Here is an 18,842-nt window from a genome sequence, read left to right on the forward strand (position 1 = left end):
CTCCTTTTAATGACGCTATCTTTGATGGATCTGTCGATTCCGATAATAGAAACATGAACGCTTTTATTCACATGGCGTAGCATCTACAAGCATATGCAAAGCCTTTTTATCAATTTTACCGACGCTTGTTTTCGGTAATTCCTCTAAGAAAAGGATTTGTTTAGGAATCTTATACCGCCCTAGCTGTTGATGGCACAGATCGTGGAGTTCATCTAAAATGGTCGCCACTTGATTTTGACAGACAATGAAAGCAGTCACGACCTCTCCCCAATAGTTGTCTGCTACGCCAATTACGGCAACCTCCTGTACATCAGGATGCTGTAACATACACTGCTCGACTTCCTGAGGATAAACATTTTCACCACCAGAGATGATCATTTCTTTTCTACGCCCAACAATAAAGAAATCGCCATCCTCATCCATCATAGCTAAATCGCCCGTCTTTAACCAACCGTCTTGCATGATATTGGCCGTTTCGCGCTTGTTATTCCAATAGAAACGAAACATATGCTTACCTTTTACCAATAGCTCCCCCACTTCATGAGGAGCACAATTGTGTCCAGTCGGTTTGATGATTTTAGCTTCAATGAACTGCATGCTTTTCCCAACGGCTCCTTTTTTGGCATATGCATCCTCGCGAGCAATGAAAAAGTTATTAGGTCCTGCCTCCGTCAAGCCGTAGCCCTCTTTAAAAAATAACCCCTTCCTATAAAATGCATCGTAAATTGGATGAGGACATGGGGCACCACCTGATAAAAATACTTTCATCGAAGGAAATTGATTTTCCTGAAAATATTTCGTGGCAATCATTGCTTGATACATCGTTGGGACAAAAAGTGAGATCGTTGTTTTATATTGGTTTGTAGCTCGCAGTGCTGCCTCCGCTTCGAATTTATCGCCAATAATAACAGTCCCACCAGCCATCAGTAAGGGGATACAAAGCGCATTTAAGCCACCTGTATGAAACATGGGCATATAATTTAAAGTACGATCTTTGTCGTGCAAACCCCAACTAATAATTGTATTCATGGCATTCCAATTGACTGACTCAAAGGATAACACGACCCCCTTTGGCCGACCTGTTGTCCCCCCTGTATAAATCATGAGCCAGGGATCGTCTACTTCCATAGGTTGCTTATTAACGCTCCCATTCTTCTCTTGTTGGATACTTTGAAGCGAAAACATTTTGTCTAACACGACTGGACAAGTATCCTCCTCTTCATACAATAAGATTGAAGGGGTAGCATCCTCCAAAATTTGGGTTAGTTCTTCCTTACTCAAACGCCAATTTAACGGCACATAAATGAGCCCGCGCAGCCCACAGGCAAAGAGAACAGCAAAAAGTTGAATATGATTTTTGGCAAATACTGCGACTCTACTTCCCTTCAGTAGCTGCTGACGCTCGAAAAATTGACACCATTTACTGATTTCCTCACTTAATTGCTGATACGTCCATTGCTCTGCTGTAGCAAGATTAATCAATGCGATGTGGTGAGGTGTTAATGCAGCACGTTTTAAAATCCACGCTTGCTCAACAAACATGTAGTAAACCTCCCGTCACATCATAATGGCGCCATCCACATGAAGCGTATGACCATGGACGTAAGCGGCTTCATCAGATGCTAAAAACAAGTAAGCATTAGCAATATCTCGAGGTGTGCCTAAACGCTGTAATGGGACGATGGATCGCATTTGAGCAAGGATGTTTTCTGGCATTTTTTTTACCATATCGGTTTCTGTAAAGCCAGGAGCAACCGCATTGACATTGATCCCTTTCCGACCTAATTCCTTTGCCCATGTTTTGGTCATCCCTACAATCGCCGCTTTTGTGGCTGCATAATTCGTTTGACCAACATTGCCATAAACACCACTTACAGAGGATGTATTAATAATTTTGCCACCTCCAGCCGCAACCATATGAGGAATGACTTCCTGTGTACAGTGAAAAACGCCTGTCAAATTCACCTCTAACACTTGTTGAAATTGATCCTCCGTCATCTTTGTTAGCATTGCGTCTCTTGTAATCCCTGCATTATTCACTAAAATATCGATACATCCTACCTGTTCAATGACGGTTGCCACTAATTGTTTTACGCTCTCCCGATTCGCTACATCCACTTGTATAAATGTTGCCTTTTCACCTAATCGTTGTGCTGCAGCATTCCCCGCGTCGTTATCATAGTCAGCTATAATAACAACCGCCCCTTCTTCTATAAAACGCTCAGCAGCCGCATAACCAATTCCATTGGCGGCACCTGTAATAATAGCGACTTTATTGTTTAAGCGCATAATTTCCCCCTCCAATTTCTAAAAAGGTCTCAATTTCAGCTGTCAGCTGTGCGACATCATCCACCAATGGCGAGTGCCCACAATCTTTTAAGCTCACAAATTGAGCCTCTTTGCCTAAATCTTGAAGCAATTCTGCATTCATTTCTTCCGTAATGACTAAATCACGATCTCCTCTTAATACTAAAATGGGAATATTAATAAATAAGGCTTCCCGTGTCCCTTTAGCCACCTCATGATCAACAGCACTTATATTAAAAGTATTCAGTGCATGATAAACTTCAGCTAAATTTCGCTGTGTCAGCATATCCTCAACATATTCTTCATATTTTTCCTTGCTCGGCTGTTGATGGGTATAAATTAATGAATTCCACAGTGACTGTAAGCCTTCTCTATTTTTCGTATGATAAAAACCCTGTACAAGCTTCGTTTTCGATGTATCCACAAGTACTTCTTCATAGCTGTACGCTCTTTTGAAGGATGCAGGGTTACCCGTTCCTAAATCCGTGTAAAATGGATAGCCACGTGTGGAAGCAGATGCTAGTAAAATCAGTCGTTGACAATAGTCTGGATAATTGGCGGCAAACTGTAGACAGACTGCTCCACCCGTTGACCAGCCAATCATATCAAAGGTTTGTAATTTTAGTTCATCCACAAATAATTTAACATCCTCACTAAAATCTCTGATGGATGAAATAGGTTGATGGTAAGAAGATCCACCAAAACCTCGTAAATCAATCGCATAAATCGTAAATTTGTCGTCTAAAGCATCTATTAGTAAGTCCCAATGCTTAGAGGAGGTCATATTCCCATGAACCAGCACTAAAGGATACCCTCCACCCGAACGTTTTCGATAGGCCATCGTTTCCCCATTTGCTAACTGAACCGTTTTTAACATTCCAATTCCCCCTTATCCCCAACGTATCGTAATAGCCCCCCATACATAGCCAATGCCTGCACTAACCAAAGTAACAATATCGCCAGTTTTTATACGATTTTGTTCCAAGGCAAGCTGTAAGGACAATATTTGATCAATCTGACCAATATGCCCATAGTCTTGTAAATAAATAGATTGCTCAGGCTGCAGACTAAGCTCCGTTAAAATATAATCATGCGCGGACCTTTTCATATGCAGCATCGCTAAGTAATTTAAATTCTCTTCACTATATCCACTTTTCGATAAAGAGCTGCGAATGACCTTCAAAAAATTGCTTAAAGATTTCTGTTCTAACCGTTCTTTCATGCCAATCGGATCTAGAACATCCAACTGAAATAAATGTTCTGTCAAATGATAGGGTGTTAATGGCGTTTTCGTGCCACCAACAGGAACAACGACATCCTCAGAAAAGGTGCCATCTGTCATGATATCCGCCTCTAACAGCTGATTTTTCGGATAGTTTTTTTGTAACAGCATAGCGCCCCCACCAGCAGCCAAATTGTACATAAAGCGTGTGCGTGGATTGCGATAATTGATAAAATCAACATTGCGATAACCACCAGCGATGAGAATTGTGTTTATCGTGTCGTCGGAAGCCATTAAACTTTTTGCGACCTTCAGCGCCATAATCGTCGTGCCACAACGTAATTGCACATCAAATGCCCACGCATTGACCGCGCCAATCTCTTCTTGCATTTTGATGGAGGCTGTCCATAAAGGATATTCCTTATGCTCCTCTCCCATATAGATAACAACGTCAATATCTTTCGGCTCTATATGTGCTTTTTTAATAGCATCCTGTGCTGCCCATATCCCCATTTGCACTGTATGATCATGCTCTCCAGGAATCGGTTTTTCATGAATGCCCATTTTTTGACGGATAATATCCTCTGGAATATTGGAAAGTTCCGCAATTTCGCTCGATGACATTCTGTTTTGTGGTAGATAAATACCTGTACTGACAATACCTACTGTCATTCAAATCGCTCCTTTTCCTGCGGCAGGGCAACCTGTGTTTTTCTGTTTTTTACTTTTCCTCGCCATTTCCATATTAGCAAGCGAAGTGTACCAATAATGCCCTTTGGGAAAAAAATTACCGCTAAAATATAGAGAATCCCAAAGAAAATAATCCAACGTTCAAAAATAGGATAATCTCGTGCCAATCCAGATAAAGTGTGCTGAGCATATTCAATGACTGCTGCCCCTAATAATGGTCCCACTAAAGTGCCGACTCCACCAATAATAGTCATTAATAAAGCATCGAGTGTAATATCCATCGTCATCACACTTGTATTAACAAAGCGTAAGGATACGGCATATAATGAACCGGCGAAGCTCGCCACTATGCCTGCCACAACTGAAGCGATGACTTTATAGTGCAATGTGTTATAGCCTAATGATTTCGTCCGTTTCTCATTTTCCCTAACGGCAATTAAAATTCGACCTGTCGGAGAGTTAACGAAGCGATAAAGGGCTAAAAAGATAAGGACTAGGCTCCCGAGTACAAAAAAATAGAACGTCAGACGATCTCTAAACATATCTGGTGCTCGAAATGTAAAGCCATCATTGCCGTAAGTAACCGTGCGCCATTTTTCGGCTAGTACCAAAAATAATCCTGAAAAGGCTAATGTCAACATAGCAAAGAAATGACTTTTCAAACGAAGTGTCAGTAACCCTACTAAGAAGCTAACAAGTCCTGCTAACAGCATGCCGATCACGATGGACAGGACAAAAATAAACATTGTATTTTCCATTTGTTTAAGCATAACCGCTGTTGTATAGGCACCGATACCAAAAAACATGGCATGCCCAAACGACACGATTCCTGTATAGCCTAGTAAAATATCATAGCTCATTGCTAATATCCCAAAAATGAAAATTTGCGTTAATAAAATAAGTAATGTCCTTGAATCATTGACGAAAGGAAGTATGAGAAAAATCGCGAATAATAGGAAAAAGGCGATATGGGGTAAGGTAGTTTTTTGCTTCATGATGTTCGCTCCTTTCGCAACGCAAACAGTCCTTGTGGGCGGAAGATTAATACAATCGCCATTAATATCATATTGACTGCAAGTGATAGCACAGGCACATAATAAGCCATAAAGCTACCTGCAAGCCCTACTAAAATAGCCGCCAGCAAAGAACCTGAAAAACTGCCCATTCCACCAATGACTACCACAATAAAGCCTAAAATAGCGTATTCCATCCCCATTTCCGCATAGATTACCCCTGAATAGGGAGCCATCAACATACCACTTAGTGCTGCAAGTGCCGCACCAACCATGAAAACATATAAAAACACGCGTTTAATATGAATACCAAGAGCCTGCGCCATTTCCTTGTCTTGAACGCCTGCCCGAACAATTAAACCAATCTTCGTGCGCTTTAGCATATATTGGAAAATCCCAAAAATCACAAATCCAATGATAATAATAAATAAACGATATTTGATGATAATAATGTCACCAATTTCCCAGCTACCAGCTAAATAACTTGGTGTTTTCACGGCAACACCATTCGGGCCAAAGACTACTTTAATTAGCTCTTGCAAAACAAGCATCAACCCTAACGTGATTAAAATTTGCTGAATATGATTGCCGTAAACAGGTGTGATAATTAATTTCTCTGTTATAAATCCTAGCAATGCCCCCGTTAAAATAGCACCAATAATCCCTACAATGAAACTCTCCGTATACATATAAGTGAAGATTCCCGCATAAGCTCCCCAAACGAATAACCCACCATGCGCGAAGTTTAACACATCCATTAAGCCGAAAATTAACGTCAAGCCAGCCGCTAGTAGAAATATCAGCATGCCTGTTGCCAAGCCATTAATGATTAAATTGACGAACAGCTCCAATGATGGTCACCCCCTTTTATCCAATTCCCAAATACTTGCGTTTTAGTTCTTCATTATCAATAAGTTCCTGCATATTGCCTGAATGTACAGTTCTGCCATCATCAATTAATGTATAAGTATCACCGATTCGGCTAGCCATCATAAAGTTTTGTTCCACAAGAACAATTGACGTTTTCTTTTTCATTTCCACAATGGCCTCCATCACCTTTTCAACGACTATCGGAGCTAGCCCTTTCGAAGGTTCATCAATCAAAATTAATGGACTATCATTGATAAAAGCTCTTGCCATTGACAGCATTTGCTTTTGGCCACCTGATAAATGGCCACCAGCCTTCTTCCAAAATTTCTTTAAGTCAGGAAAAAGCTCAAGCACATATTGCTGTCGCTCTAACGTCACTGTATCCTCCTTACGCATCGCTACCTTCATATTCTCCTCTACCGATAAATCAGCAAAAATCCCTTGATTTTCTGGAACATAGCCTATCCCTAATTTGGCTACCTTGTAAGTGGGACTTCTTTTAATAGAGTGAGAGCGAAAGGCGATTTCTCCCTTTGTGGCAGGTGTTAAGCCCATGATCGTTTTCAGCGTTGTCGTTTTACCTGCACCATTACGACCTAGCAATACTGTCACCTGCCCCTCCTTCGCTTCAAAATTCACGCCCTGTAAGATGTGATATTGGCCGATATGCGTATGAACCTCATTTAGTGTCAGTAAGGTGTTCATCGTACAGCCTCCCCAAATATGCATGTTGTACGGTGTCATTATTCATGATTTCCTTAGGTGATCCGTCTGCTAATAATTGACCATTAAACAACACCATTATCGAATCCGATAAATCTAAAATCATGTCCATTTTGTGTTCAATGAGCAAAATGGTTTTATTCCCTTGCTGTTTTATTGTGCGAATCACTTCTAAAATGGTTGGTACTTCCTCTAAAGACATGCCAGCAGTTGGTTCATCAAGCAACAGAATTTCCGTATCTAACGCAAGCAGCATAGCAATCTCAAGCTTTCTTTTCTCCCCATGTGAAAGCATCGTTGTAAGGGCATCGCGTTTATTATCTAGTAACACAAGTGCTAATAGCTCTTCCGCTTTTTCAGTGATCGCCCTATAGCTTTGGTAGTGTCGAAATAGCTGATAACGAATTTTTTCCTTAGACTGCACAGCTAAACGAACATTTTCTAAAACCGTTAAGTTTGGAAAAACATTCGTAATTTGAAAGGATCGACCTAAACCCATACGTGTTCTTTCAATGGCTGACTTTTGTGCCAATGATTGCCCCTTAAAATAAACATCACCCGCAGTTGGCCTTAATTCACCACTAATTAAATTAAAGAACGTTGTTTTACCTGCCCCATTCGGTCCAATAATGGACTTCAGATGCTTTTCAGGCATTTGAAAATTGACACCATCCACAGCTGTATGCCCACCAAAACGGATTGTTAAATTATCAGTGCGTAATATAGGCTCCATCTCTACTCCCTTCCCTTCTACTAGTTATGTAGAGAGACAGAATTTCTGCCTCTCATAAGCTACTTCATAACAGGTGGTGCTGTTTCCTCAGGACTCAGCTCACGAATAAGGACTGGTACTGGGTATTCCACACCGTCTTGATTTTCTAATCGAATTGAATACATAGATTGAAGGGCTTGGTGATCCTCTTCACGGAATGTCATCGTACCTTTCGGTGTCTCAAATGACATCCCTTCCATCACATCAATTAGCTTATTAGCATCGGCATCCCCATCGGATTTCTTCAATGCCTCCACAATCGAAATGGCTGCGGACATACCTCCAGGTGTAAATAAATCCGGTACCTCATTGAAACGTTTTTGATGCTCCTCCACTAACCATTTATTCACATCATTTTGCGGTAACGTATGATAATACACGGAGAAGCCTTCCATTCCAACTAATGGATTCATAAATTGAAGCGCAATAATATCAGGCGCACCCGTAGAAATTTTAATGCCTTTTTCTTGAATTTTAAGATCAGCAATTTGATTCCAAGGAGAATTTGCCCCTGCCCATACGACAAATAAATAATCAGGCTTGGCATCCATCACCTTTTGCAGATTCGACGTAAAGTCTGTTGCGGCTGGATCAGCATACTCCTCTAGCACAATTTCTGCTCCCAACTTCTCTGCAGCTGTCTTAAATGCATCCACACCGTCCCATCCAAACGAATAATCTGGTGCAAACGTTGCAATCTTCACACCATCTCCCGCAATAGCTGCCGCCGCCGCATACGCATCCTGTGATGAATTACGTCCTGTACGGAAAATATATTCATTAAATTCTGAACCTGTAATACTATCTGCTACCGCAGGCTCCACAACCATAATTTTTTCATACTCCTCTGCAAGCGGAAGGACAGCCAGCGTATCACCAGAGCTCGACGACCCTACTAGAAAATCAACCTGATCATCCTCTAATAGCTTAGTGGCCTTTTGTACAGCAACCTCAGGTTTCGTCTCCGTATCCTCATAAACAATCTCAATTTTTTTCCCATTGACCTCCATCGTACCGCCAGTGGCATACTCTACCCCTAAATCAAACCCACGCTGCGTCTGTTTCCCATAAGACTCAAGTGCCCCCGTTAACGAAGCAAGCACCCCAATCCTAATTGTTCCTGCTTCGGCCGTAACAGCCTTCGTCTCACCATCAGAAGTGTCTGCATCCGCAACCTCTTCCTTTGTATCCTTTTCGCCACAAGCCACCAACAACACAGCTACCATCACTAAAAGAAACCAATACCAATGCTTCCTCATCCCATATCCCCCTTCAAAATTATCACCCAAGAAAGCGCTTTCGTTGCTATGACCTCACTATATATAAGTCCAGTTACAAATTAGTTACAAAAAATGCTCTGCACCTTTTAGTGCAGAGCATTTTTCTGTCCCGAAAGTGAAGCGTAGCGCAACGACAGGGACAAAACAATTATTTTCATTAAACACACAACAAACAGCTGGGGATATAAGAAATAATGCTGAAAATATTACGAATAAACCTGTCTCTTGGGTAATTAACAGTGATTTCCATAGTGATCATACATGAAATCATATTTATGGCTGACCTTGTATTTGTCGGTATGCATTCATCATTTTTCCCGTATTCCAATCCAACAAAATGGAAAAATATACAGTAGGAACGAAAAAAGATATCACTAAGTTAATAAACGAAAATAATAAAATGAAATTGGTATCGGATAAAATTAGTAATTTGGAAGAAGTTTCAATTCCTTGAGCCTATCAAAATTGGACTACTATTCATATCTACGTTATGGAATTGTTTATGAAAAATTTATATGTGTTAAAAGATTTGTAGCGAGTATTTAATTCAATCAGATAAAAAGGAAGACAAAAACGTTGAAAGGACAACATTTTTGTCTTATATATTTTGGAGCTATTCATTCGAAATTCCCGACTGCATACTGTAATTTCTAATGAGCATGCCATTGGATTTCATCATCCCAAATTTCTCATATAAAGGAACTAAGTCATCGTTACAACAGTGTTCCGTGAATTCTCGTAAAATTACTATGTTACTTGCTAGTATTAAGTCATTATTTTTAATCAATTTGATTATGCCTTCCTTGTTCTGCCTCTACTCGATTCAACCATTCACTCATTAAATTAGTAAACAATTCAGGTTGTTCAATTTGCAAATTATGACCAGCACTATCTACTATTGCGAAGGTTGCTCTAGGAAATTTTTCTAAAATCGTAAAGGCATCCTCATAGCCAACAACGGAATCCTGTTTGCCTAATAGGAAAAGGGATGGTTTAGCAAAGGACTGTTCATCCACAGCAAAAGAGAAGCCGTAACTTTGCTGAATTTTTTCTAAAAATGCATGATCTGCTATACTACATCCTACTAGAACCTCTGCTGTATATCGTTTCCAATTATAAGCATTCAGAACAACTTGATTCGACTGAAAATCTTCTAGCTCCTGCTGGCTTAATGTTGCTAAAAAGGCATGATCTGATGTCACAATACAATGTTCTGGCACTGTACGTTGCTCCTTCTCTGGAAGAATAAGAGGACAAATAAAGGCAGCCCCTAAAAGCCGCACCGCTGACTTTCGCATAATCCCACGCGCTAAATAGCCTCCATAAGATTCACCCACCAGCAAGTAGGATTCATCAGGAATCAGCGTTTGTATAAATTCATTGACCACTTCTAACATTTCATCTGAGTTCTGAATCGATGAATAGTTTGTAGTCTTTCCCATCCCAGGAAGGTCAAAATAGATACGTTTCCATCCCTCTTGCTCTAAAAAAATTGGCTCCATACAGCCCTTCATTAACCGATGATCAGGCGAAAAACCGTGTAGCATAATAATAGGTATTCCTGATCCGATTATTTCAAAGTAAATATTTGCTTTACTAGTCTGACAAAATGGCATTGTTGTACCTCCGAATATATGGTCTAAAATAAAGTTTTCTTTCTCATTTGAATCATGAGCCCCCTCACTGAGTAGCTTTTTGCCAACATTCTCTACCCCATAATCAAATCATAAACAGCCATTGTTGATTCCATTGGGGTAGTGTTCAATTCCTGAAGTAATTGTTGGACACATTTTTCATACCATCTTAAGGCTAGTGAACGGTTTTGAAGCTGGTAATGACTATACATGAGCAGGCGATACCCTTCCTCCCATAACGGGTCCTCTCGAAGCATTCTCTCTGCGTAGTCAATGGTCTTTTTATACTGTTGCTGTCTTATAGCGTTTTGGGCTAAGCGTTCAAGTATCTCAATATATAAATACTGTAGTTTTTCGCGATCGTGTGTCAGCCAGTCTAGTTGTTTTTTTTCCGCATATAGTGCGTCCGTATAACTCGCTAGAGCCAATTGTAGCCATTCATTGGACAGCTCTGGATCAAATTCCTCCATGCCTAAATGGTAGTAATAATGAAAGCGTTCTACGTCAATTTGAAGAAAAGAGATATGCTGTAACTGATACATATTATTTTTTCGCTGAATAAAAAGGCTATCCTGTCTGGCATGACGTTGTGGTTCCAGTACTTTTAGTAAGGTATTCAAAACCACTTTAAAATCTCGATCTAAGGACTCGACGCTCCGTTCAGGCCATAATGCTTGGGCAATTTCTTCCTTCGGTGTAAAACGATGACGATGACAATACAAATATACAAATAACTCCTTTGCTTTATCACGCTGCCACTCTTTATCTTCAAGCTTGCGTTGTCCCCTTATTAGGCTTACACTCCCAAAAAGATGGAGCTGAATTTCGTCATGCGAATAGCTCATACTCTCTTCCGGCTGTAAAAATTGTCGCAACCCAACGATGGCTGCATGCTCTTCACTACCGCATTGTTGATTGTATTGCAATAGCTCATAAAAAATCATTTGATTGCTTGGGCCAAGTATCATTTTCTTTTGCAGAAAATAATGATAGCCATTTGTCATGCACAATTGGGCGAACTGTTGAAATGAAGATTGAAATTGTTCGATTGACTTCTCTTGAAAGGCAATCACGGATTGATAAAATAAAACATGCATCAACCCATTACGATCACCACATTCTTGAAATAATTGCTGAGCTTTTATTAGCAACTCCTTCGCTTGTGCCGTTTCTTGCTGGGAAACAATGATTTTAACCTCTGCTATGAGAATTAGCGCCGTCATCCAAGCATCTTGGACCTGTTCTGTTTCCTGTAAGCCAAGCGCTAAATATTTCTTAGCAGCTTCCATATCTCCTAGCATATGTTTGACAATGGCCAGTCCCATATATGGTTCTGCCTTAACCCGGGAGATATTAATCGTATTCATTAATGTCAGTGCTTTTTCATAGGCATAACACGCCCCTTGATAATCTGGGTATTCCATTAATAACAAAGCATGAGCTTTTCTAATATAGCCAACAGCCTCAATGAAGACTGACTTTTCACGTAAACCCCTTTGAATACCATGCTGGGCTGCATACCAAGCATCTTTTCCTTCGCCTAACAATGTATAAACAAAAGCTGCTAACAATTCACTTTCACGATGAGTTGCGACTAGCTGAGGTGGTAATTCAAGACGTTTTCCTAATAATTCTTTTGCCTCTTGCAATTGCCCTGTGCGCAATAAGACACGTACATCGACATTTGCCCGTTGTACGACTTCCTCTGGTAAAGCCACATCATCGATAAATAATTGTGCCCCGTTTGCCTTCCCTAAATTCACTAAATTTTCAGCATATTGACGTTGAAGCTCTACTAATTCCGCCTTCGGTAAAGGAGTATATTTGGCCAGCTCTAAAGCTTTTTCTAAATGGGGTTCTGCCAATGCTGGTTGAATCGTGTCTAAGTAAATATGGGCTAATCCTGCTTGTGCTTTTGTCAAATAAACATCATCCCGCTGCTGCTGTGCAATGGTTGCACATTTCTCATAGCATTGCTTAGCTTTTTCATAAAAAGCACGGTAACGATGGCATTCTCCCTCAAAATAATATAATTTATAAAACTTTGTTTTTTCTTGTACGGTAAAGCGATTGATTTTTTCTAACAACCATTCAAATTGACCAGCTCGAATTAATGGCTCTGCATGATGCTGTAAGAGCTCTCCACAAAATTCATGATCATTTGTTTTAAAGGCATGATAAAGGGCTGCTTGAACATTATGTTGATCCACATAAAACAACGCTGCTTGTTGATGAAGGTCATTATATTGACTCGGATACTGTTGCCATTTTATTTCTAAAAAACGACTAAACAACGCGTGGAATCGATAAATACCATCTGTTGTAGCGGGCTGAATAAAGACGTGGCGTTGCGTGAATGGATTCAACATTTGTGCAAGTTCAGAGCCATAAAAATCCTCTAATAATTTCGCTGAAAAGGTTGGGAAAATCGCCAATTTTAAGATGATTTCTTGCTCAGTGGATGTCATCGTACTATAAACTTCTTCCGACAAATAACGGAAGAGATCATTTGTCGGAATGGTTAGCCAATGATCTAATTGAGTATGATGCCATTGCTCTGCTAATAAAGAAATACTAATAGCCCAGCCTTCCGTCATTTCTAAAATCTTTGCGATTTCAGAGCTAGATAAATGCACATCTACATATTCTTCAAAAAATACAGCAATCTCCTCGTTTGAAAATGCTAGCTCGTGCTCTGTGATAACAAGTAATTTTTTTTGTAGCTTTAATTTCCTCGTAATATCCCAATTGGGTAATGTTCTAGAGGCAATAATGAAATGAACAGTTGGCGGCGCAAACTCAATAATTTTCTCCATTAAATAATTTATGTGAAATACATGATCGACGAGATGATAGTCATCTAGAACAATCAGGAGCGGCTTATCTATGTTACATAAGCCATTGACAAATAGTTTATACCAGCGATTGAGCTCCTCCATTTTCGGAAAGCGAGATAATTGATCCCATGTATCAAATGTCTGACCAAAATTAGGCACAATTCGCTGTACACTGAAAATAAGATGCGTTAAAAAGGGTAAAATCGTATCATCTTCATCGGAAATATTATACCAAGAAAAACGTCGAGATTCGTGGTAAAGAAATTGAGTGAGGATGGTCGTCTTGCCATACCCTGCTCCACTATGAATAAATGTGCATGTATGCTGATGGCTTTTTTTTAAAGTTCTCATAAGCGCCGCTCGATTAATACAATGATTGGATGGATTTGGTGCTATACATTTGGATTGTATGATAATATCTGTCATGTAAACGATAACCTCCGTTTGTGTAAGGTTACAAAAATTCTGATTATTAAATTATTGACAGTTTACCATATTTTAATAGCTTTGATGGTAATAAATAAAAAACCCGACTATCAAATAAATGATAATCGGGTTTTTGTTCTATGATTATAGTAATTCTTTACGTAATTCAGCAGCTGATTTTGGTGAAAGCAAACTGAATGGGATATCAAATACTGTTTTCGCCCCTTTATCACCAGCTTGGCTTAGACGGTGTGCTGCACGTGCATAAGCGACTAAAACACTAGACGTGAAGTTAGGATTACTTTCTAATTTTAATGAGAATTCAAGAATTTGTTTATCGTTTGCACCACTATCACCACTGCGGATAACAAAACCACCATGTGGCATACCTGTGTGGTTTGCTTTAAACTCTTCTTCTGAAATGAAGTTTACAGTTGTGTTATATTCATCGAAGTAGTTAGGCATTGTCACAATTTCATGCTCAACTTTTGCCGCATCTGCGCCGTCTTCTAGTACAACCCAGCATTCACGAGCATGTTTCTCACGTGTTGTTAGCTCTGGATTTTCACCGTTACGTACACGATCTACTGCTTCTTTAATTGGTAAAGTATATTGTACAGCATTTTTAACGCCTTCAATACGACGAACTGCATCTGAGTGACCTTGACTTAGACCATCTCCCCAGAAAGTATACGTTGTACCAACTGGTAATACAGATTCACCTAATAGTCGATTTAATGAGAATAGACCTGGATCCCAACCAACTGAGATGACAGATACTTTGCCAGACTTTTGAGCTGCTGCATCAACCGCATCGAAAAATTCAGGAATTTTCGCATGTGTATCGAAGCTATCAATTGTATTAAACCATTGAGCAAAATGTGGACCTTGCTCTGGTAAATCTGTTGCTGAGCCCCCACATAAAATCATAACATCAATGTCATTTTGGAATTTTTCAGCATCCTCTACTAAATATACGCTCGCATTGCTAGCTACGTTTACTGTTGAAGGGTCTCGACGTGTGAACACCGCTACTACTTCCATATCTGGATTTTGTGATATAGCATACTCTACACCACGTCCTAAATTCCCATAACCAACAATACCTACTCGAATTGCACTCATTAAAATTCCTCCTCACGATTACGCGACTTTGTGAAAACCTTCACGTTAAATCTAACTACAATAATACTTCGTGTTAGAAAAATTCACAATAGTTTGAGTATGAGTTTTTTCGAAAGAATATATATCAGTTTTCTATGATTTTTATCCAATGATGGTATGAATACGGTTACAAATTACTTAATATTCCATGAACCTTTAAGTTTTCGTTAAAGCCTTGTAAATGACGGCTATTTTTCGAACCAGTCTTGTACAATAAATGTAACGACAAAAGGGGGCTTGTTGAATGAAAAGTACTGGTTACTCATTAAGCACAACAACGGCACAAGGAGAACTACTTGCATTCCATATGACACAAAATTCTGTGGATCACAACAGTGAAGCGATTCAAACTGTAAGGAAGCCGCTTGAAAGTTTTTCACCAAACAAACATTTATGTATCGGTGTTCTACCTTTTGACGTTATGGAAGACACCTTAGACAAATCCATTCAAAAAAACAGGGTTAATGAAGTAGACTTTTATAATAGCGGTAAGGAAATTGCTCGCTGGCTCATTAAAAAAAGTGAATACAACAAATCTAGCCATGACTTCTTAACTTGAAGTCTTGAAGAACCGTTTATTTCGAGTCTAGATCAAACGATAGCTTCATGCTCCTCCTGTTTTTAATTCCCCTCCCCTACTACTGAATCTCCTGAGCCAATTGTGCGAGGCGTACTTCATCAATAATATGATAGCCTGTCTTTCGTTTTTCTAAAATCTCCTCCTCACAAAACTGTGCCAATACATATAACAAATGGCGATAGGAAACCCCTAAATACTCACAGATTTCTGTATGTTTTTCCTTATAGACACCCTGATCCGCAGATAATTGAATAAAAGCTGCTAAACGACTTTCAAAAGGATATGCCTGATTTTGTGTATATTTGGAGGTCATTTTTGTTGCCTTTTCCCCTAAAAATACGCAAAGTCGGCGTAAGAATAATACGTCAGCAAGTAACTTTTCCTTACATGACTGAGTAATGGAGTAACAAATTGTCTTCGTTACTGTTTGAATTCCCTTCGTATATCTTGCCTCATTTAGCAATTCAATTTCTCCCATAAATAAAGGCCCCTCTAAATATTCGATAAGCGATACCTTGCCATTCTTATGCGTCATATAAAGCTTCGCCTTGCCCTCAATCATGTAATACAATGTTTCTGGAAAGGAGCCTTCCTGGAAAATCCACTCTCCTTTGTTAAATTCACAAACCTCTAAATAAGGATCAATATCAAATGAGAAAAAATCATGGATCGGATATTTTTCAAGATAATGGGTGCGATTTTCTGCTGTTAGAATATGCATTTTTTTACTCTCTCCTCTGAAAAATATGAGATATCTCACATTATTGTAGCGATGAACGTGCTATTATTCAACATAGTTAAATGGAGGTACGGTAAATTTATGAATAATCAACGATGGCTTTCTCAAAATTTCTTTACATTTTTTATTACTTGGGGCATATTCTTACCCTACTGGACAGGGTGGCTTGTGGATGCAAAACATCTGTCTGTGTCGCAGGCAAGCGTTGTAATGGGCTGTGGGTTACTTGCCCGTGCCACGTCTAATCTTTTCTTCTTCCCTACGCTTGCTAAATATGTAAACAATAAACGACTCATTACCATTTTAGCAGTCGGTGCTCTTCTGACAGCACTGCTTTACATACCTAGTTCGGGCTTTAGTGCATTATTAGTTGTAACTATTTTGTTTAGTATTTTTTACCCAGCGCTGTTACCAGCTGTAGAAAGTAGTGCCGCAACGCTTGTCCAGTATGGCAACATTCATTATGGTAAAAGCCGCTCCTATGGTTCCTTTGGCTTTGTTATTGCCGTATTAATTATTAGTATGCTAACAGGAGTATTCGGTAAAAATATTATCTTTTGGAGCATGATCATTGGTTTAATTGGCATGTTGCTCATGCAGCAATTCGCTACACCAAAGGAATTGCTTATTGTACCGACAAAAGAGCAACGTGCTAAATCATTGTCCATGAAAACACTATGGAATATTAAAGGCTTTCCTATTGTCTTATTCATCGTTATTTTATTGCAAGGTGCACATGCCTCCTATTATAGCTACGGTTATATTTACTTGGAAGATTTACATGTAGATCCATTTTATATGGGCATGATTATTAACATCGCGGTTATTTGTGAAATTTTATACTTTATGAAGGCCGATACACTATTTACGAAATGGCGTTCTTCTTCATTATTATTGTTAGCAGCAATCGGGTCTTCTCTACGTTGGTTACTAATATTTATGTTCCCAAATGTTTGGGTATTTATTGCCTCACAGACTTTGCATGCATTATCCTTTGCCCTGGCACATTTTGCTTTTATTCGTTATCTAACACAAACCCTTCCAAAGGAGCAAATTCCAAACGCACAAGGCATATATTCTGCATTAGCCATGGGGTTAAGCACAGCCATCCTGACATTTTTAGGAGGCTATTTATACGAAATATCGCCTGGTTTGTCCTTTGCAGCTATGTTAATTTGTACCGTTCCAGCCATTGCTATATTGCTCATGACACGTAGAAAATATCAATATTAATTTAAAACGCAGGTGAGAGTTACTTCACCTGCGTTTTTCATTTCGGATAATAGGAAAATCCAGGATATTTCACTACAGGCCACTTTTCTTTTCTTAGCGCTTGTATTAGCTCCGGGCCAACCTGTAGATTTCTTTGTACCAGATCGGTTGGTGTTAGCGCCATCCACTGATTTAAAGAGACGTCCTGGAAACGGTCACTTTTAAACATTTCTAAAAACCATAATGGCTCGGTACCCGTATTTTCAATATAGTGACCGGTCGCAAACGGCACATAGCCGACATCTCCTGCACGATAATCGAATGTTCGAGCAGTTCCATCTCCGGTGAATACCGTCATACGCCCTTTTCCTTGTAGATAATATTGCCATTCATCATTATTCGGATGCCAATGCAGCTCCCGCATAGCACCAGGCTCAATTTCCACTAATGCTGCCGCAATATTTTGAGAGATTGGGAAATTAGTCGAATCAACAATGCGCACACTGCCACCTGGTGTTTTCAAGGGTGGCTGAGCTAACAAACGGTGTTTAAAGGTTTGTGGTACCTTACCGTAAGGAGATTGAATTTTTTGCGAGTCAATCGATCCGGGCACATTGTCTTGGTATATATACACCTGTTCGCTCGGAATATCGTTAAAGGCACTAATCGGTACACCAAAGTTGGCTGATAGCACTTCCTTTGGCGTATGAGCAAACCAATCTGAAATCGAAAGTGTATTGAGATCAGAGAAATTCCCATCATCAAATACTAATAAAAATTCACAGCCACCCGCTAATCCTTGTATGGAATGAGGAATTCCTGGTGGGAAATACCACAAATCACCAGGACCTACATCCGCTATAAAGTTACAGCCATTTTGATCGACCGCCGTAATACGCGCATGCCCCAATAACATATAAGACCACTCTGCCTGCTGATGCCAGTGTAGCTCACGTACGCCTCCCGGTGTCAAACTCATATTAACACCTGCCATTGTTGTCGCAATTGGTAATTCACGGACCGTAATTTCGCGCGACCAGCCCCCTTGATTTAAGGTCATATGCGTGTCTGAAAATGAAAATCGTAGGTTTGGAATCAAACCTGCATCTGTTGTTGGTGGCACCAGCAAATCAGGATTTTCTAAATCTCGCATAATATCGCGTGGCCCTTTATCTATGCCTCCTGCTCCATCACTACGCATAGGCTGAGGCACCTGAAAATAACCTGACGACATATTTTCCAATCATTCACCTCTTTATGTTAGAAATCGAACTTACATGCTATGATTCTCTAAAATGTATGGGTATACAGCTTGGATTATGCACTTTACTTTCAAAGACGGTTTTCACTTATCATTTCGTTTCATCTATTTT

Annotated in this window: 16 protein-coding genes; 2 read left to right on the forward strand and 14 right to left on the reverse strand. The window is 39.7% G+C overall.

Annotated features, from left to right (window positions below):
• Window positions 1-63 precede the first annotated feature (63 nt).
• From B3D94_RS20180 to B3D94_RS20240, 12 genes are all read right to left on the reverse strand, one after another.
• Window positions 64-1,542, reverse strand: a complete 1,479-nt coding sequence (locus B3D94_RS20180; protein WP_291759868.1) for a class I adenylate-forming enzyme family protein — start codon at window positions 1,540-1,542, stop codon at window positions 64-66.
• 15 nt (window positions 1,543-1,557) lie between these two features.
• Window positions 1,558-2,289, reverse strand: a complete 732-nt coding sequence (gene fabG / locus B3D94_RS20185) for a 3-oxoacyl-ACP reductase FabG (RefSeq protein ID WP_069481527.1) — start codon at window positions 2,287-2,289, stop codon at window positions 1,558-1,560.
• Window positions 2,273-3,184 (reverse strand): alpha/beta fold hydrolase, encoded by a 912-nt coding sequence (locus B3D94_RS20190; protein ID WP_291759872.1) that lies wholly within the window; start codon window positions 3,182-3,184, stop codon window positions 2,273-2,275. The genes fabG and B3D94_RS20190 overlap by 17 nt, the downstream gene beginning before the upstream one ends.
• Window positions 3,185-3,196: 12 nt before the next feature.
• Window positions 3,197-4,201 carry a 3-oxoacyl-ACP synthase gene (locus tag B3D94_RS20195; RefSeq protein ID WP_291759875.1) on the reverse strand — a complete coding sequence of 335 codons (1,005 nt, stop codon included), beginning with the start codon at window positions 4,199-4,201 and terminating at the stop codon, window positions 3,197-3,199.
• Entirely contained in the window at window positions 4,198-5,214 is a 1,017-nt protein-coding gene (locus B3D94_RS20200) for a branched-chain amino acid ABC transporter permease (RefSeq protein WP_291759878.1), read from the reverse strand. The genes B3D94_RS20195 and B3D94_RS20200 overlap by 4 nt, the downstream gene beginning before the upstream one ends.
• A complete protein-coding gene (locus B3D94_RS20205) occupies window positions 5,211-6,083 on the reverse strand; it encodes a branched-chain amino acid ABC transporter permease (protein WP_193832124.1) in 873 nt (290 codons plus the stop codon). Before B3D94_RS20205 ends, B3D94_RS20200 begins: the two co-directional genes overlap by 4 nt.
• A gap of 16 nt (window positions 6,084-6,099) precedes the next feature.
• Entirely contained in the window at window positions 6,100-6,807 is a 708-nt protein-coding gene (locus B3D94_RS20210) for an ABC transporter ATP-binding protein (RefSeq protein ID WP_193832125.1), read from the reverse strand.
• Window positions 6,782-7,558, reverse strand: a complete 777-nt coding sequence (locus tag B3D94_RS20215) for an ABC transporter ATP-binding protein (RefSeq protein ID WP_291759884.1) — start codon at window positions 7,556-7,558, stop codon at window positions 6,782-6,784. Before B3D94_RS20215 ends, B3D94_RS20210 begins: the two co-directional genes overlap by 26 nt.
• Window positions 7,559-7,617: 59 nt before the next feature.
• Window positions 7,618-8,856 carry a substrate-binding domain-containing protein gene (locus B3D94_RS20220; protein ID WP_291759887.1) on the reverse strand — a complete coding sequence of 413 codons (1,239 nt, stop codon included), beginning with the start codon at window positions 8,854-8,856 and terminating at the stop codon, window positions 7,618-7,620.
• An 800-nt stretch (window positions 8,857-9,656) separates the two neighbouring features.
• On the reverse strand, window positions 9,657-10,493 hold the full coding sequence (locus tag B3D94_RS20230) for an alpha/beta fold hydrolase (protein WP_291759891.1): 837 nt from the start codon (window positions 10,491-10,493) through the stop codon (window positions 9,657-9,659).
• A 92-nt stretch (window positions 10,494-10,585) separates the two neighbouring features.
• On the reverse strand, window positions 10,586-13,774 hold the full coding sequence (locus B3D94_RS20235) for a BTAD domain-containing putative transcriptional regulator (protein WP_291759894.1): 3,189 nt from the start codon (window positions 13,772-13,774) through the stop codon (window positions 10,586-10,588).
• Between the two features lie 144 nt (window positions 13,775-13,918).
• Window positions 13,919-14,899, reverse strand: coding sequence for a diaminopimelate dehydrogenase (locus B3D94_RS20240; protein ID WP_291759897.1), 981 nt, complete (start codon window positions 14,897-14,899; stop codon window positions 13,919-13,921).
• Between the two features lie 283 nt (window positions 14,900-15,182).
• On the opposite strand from B3D94_RS20240, the gene B3D94_RS20245 reads away from it, so the two are divergent.
• Window positions 15,183-15,497 (forward strand): hypothetical protein, encoded by a 315-nt coding sequence (locus tag B3D94_RS20245; protein ID WP_069481538.1) that lies wholly within the window; start codon window positions 15,183-15,185, stop codon window positions 15,495-15,497.
• Window positions 15,498-15,576: 79 nt separating this feature from the next.
• Here the strand turns inward: B3D94_RS20245 and yeiL are convergent, their stop codons facing one another.
• Window positions 15,577-16,239: a transcriptional regulator YeiL gene (gene yeiL / locus B3D94_RS20250; protein WP_291759900.1), complete on the reverse strand. Its 663-nt coding sequence runs from the start codon at window positions 16,237-16,239 to the stop codon at window positions 15,577-15,579.
• Between the two features lie 99 nt (window positions 16,240-16,338).
• Here yeiL and B3D94_RS20255 point away from each other — a divergent pair, with 99 nt between their 5' ends.
• Entirely contained in the window at window positions 16,339-17,490 is a 1,152-nt protein-coding gene (locus B3D94_RS20255) for an MFS transporter (protein WP_291759903.1), read from the forward strand.
• A 37-nt stretch (window positions 17,491-17,527) separates the two neighbouring features.
• Here the strand turns inward: B3D94_RS20255 and B3D94_RS20260 are convergent, their stop codons facing one another.
• Window positions 17,528-18,703 (reverse strand): oxalate decarboxylase family bicupin, encoded by a 1,176-nt coding sequence (locus B3D94_RS20260; protein WP_291760688.1) that lies wholly within the window; start codon window positions 18,701-18,703, stop codon window positions 17,528-17,530.
• Window positions 18,704-18,842 lie beyond the last annotated feature (139 nt).

Origin of the sequence: Lysinibacillus sp. UBA5990 (assembly GCF_002429815.1) — a bacterium.
Classification (GTDB): domain Bacteria; phylum Bacillota; class Bacilli; order Bacillales_A; family Planococcaceae; genus Lysinibacillus; species Lysinibacillus fusiformis.

What these genes read in the sequence shown, in the direction of transcription:
- B3D94_RS20180 (WP_291759868.1), bottom strand. Translation starts at nt 1,542, where the DNA reads ATGTTTGTTGAGCAAGCGTGGATTTTAAAACGTGCTGCATTAACACCT.
- fabG (WP_069481527.1), bottom strand. Translation starts at nt 2,289, where the DNA reads ATGCGCTTAAACAATAAAGTCGCTATTATTACAGGTGCCGCCAATGGA.
- B3D94_RS20190 (WP_291759872.1), bottom strand. Translation starts at nt 3,184, where the DNA reads ATGTTAAAAACGGTTCAGTTAGCAAATGGGGAAACGATGGCCTATCGA.
- B3D94_RS20195 (WP_291759875.1), bottom strand. Translation starts at nt 4,201, where the DNA reads ATGACAGTAGGTATTGTCAGTACAGGTATTTATCTACCACAAAACAGA.
- B3D94_RS20200 (WP_291759878.1), bottom strand. Translation starts at nt 5,214, where the DNA reads ATGAAGCAAAAAACTACCTTACCCCATATCGCCTTTTTCCTATTATTC.
- B3D94_RS20210 (WP_193832125.1), bottom strand. Translation starts at nt 6,807, where the DNA reads ATGAACACCTTACTGACACTAAATGAGGTTCATACGCATATCGGCCAA.
- B3D94_RS20215 (WP_291759884.1), bottom strand. Translation starts at nt 7,558, where the DNA reads ATGGAGCCTATATTACGCACTGATAATTTAACAATCCGTTTTGGTGGG.
- B3D94_RS20220 (WP_291759887.1), bottom strand. Translation starts at nt 8,856, where the DNA reads ATGAGGAAGCATTGGTATTGGTTTCTTTTAGTGATGGTAGCTGTGTTG.
- B3D94_RS20230 (WP_291759891.1), bottom strand. Translation starts at nt 10,493, where the DNA reads ATGCCATTTTGTCAGACTAGTAAAGCAAATATTTACTTTGAAATAATC.
- B3D94_RS20235 (WP_291759894.1), bottom strand. Translation starts at nt 13,774, where the DNA reads ATGACAGATATTATCATACAATCCAAATGTATAGCACCAAATCCATCC.
- B3D94_RS20240 (WP_291759897.1), bottom strand. Translation starts at nt 14,899, where the DNA reads ATGAGTGCAATTCGAGTAGGTATTGTTGGTTATGGGAATTTAGGACGT.
- B3D94_RS20245 (WP_069481538.1), top strand. Translation starts at nt 15,183, where the DNA reads ATGAAAAGTACTGGTTACTCATTAAGCACAACAACGGCACAAGGAGAA.
- yeiL (WP_291759900.1), bottom strand. Translation starts at nt 16,239, where the DNA reads ATGCATATTCTAACAGCAGAAAATCGCACCCATTATCTTGAAAAATAT.
- B3D94_RS20255 (WP_291759903.1), top strand. Translation starts at nt 16,339, where the DNA reads ATGAATAATCAACGATGGCTTTCTCAAAATTTCTTTACATTTTTTATT.
- B3D94_RS20260 (WP_291760688.1), bottom strand. Translation starts at nt 18,703, where the DNA reads ATGTCGTCAGGTTATTTTCAGGTGCCTCAGCCTATGCGTAGTGATGGA.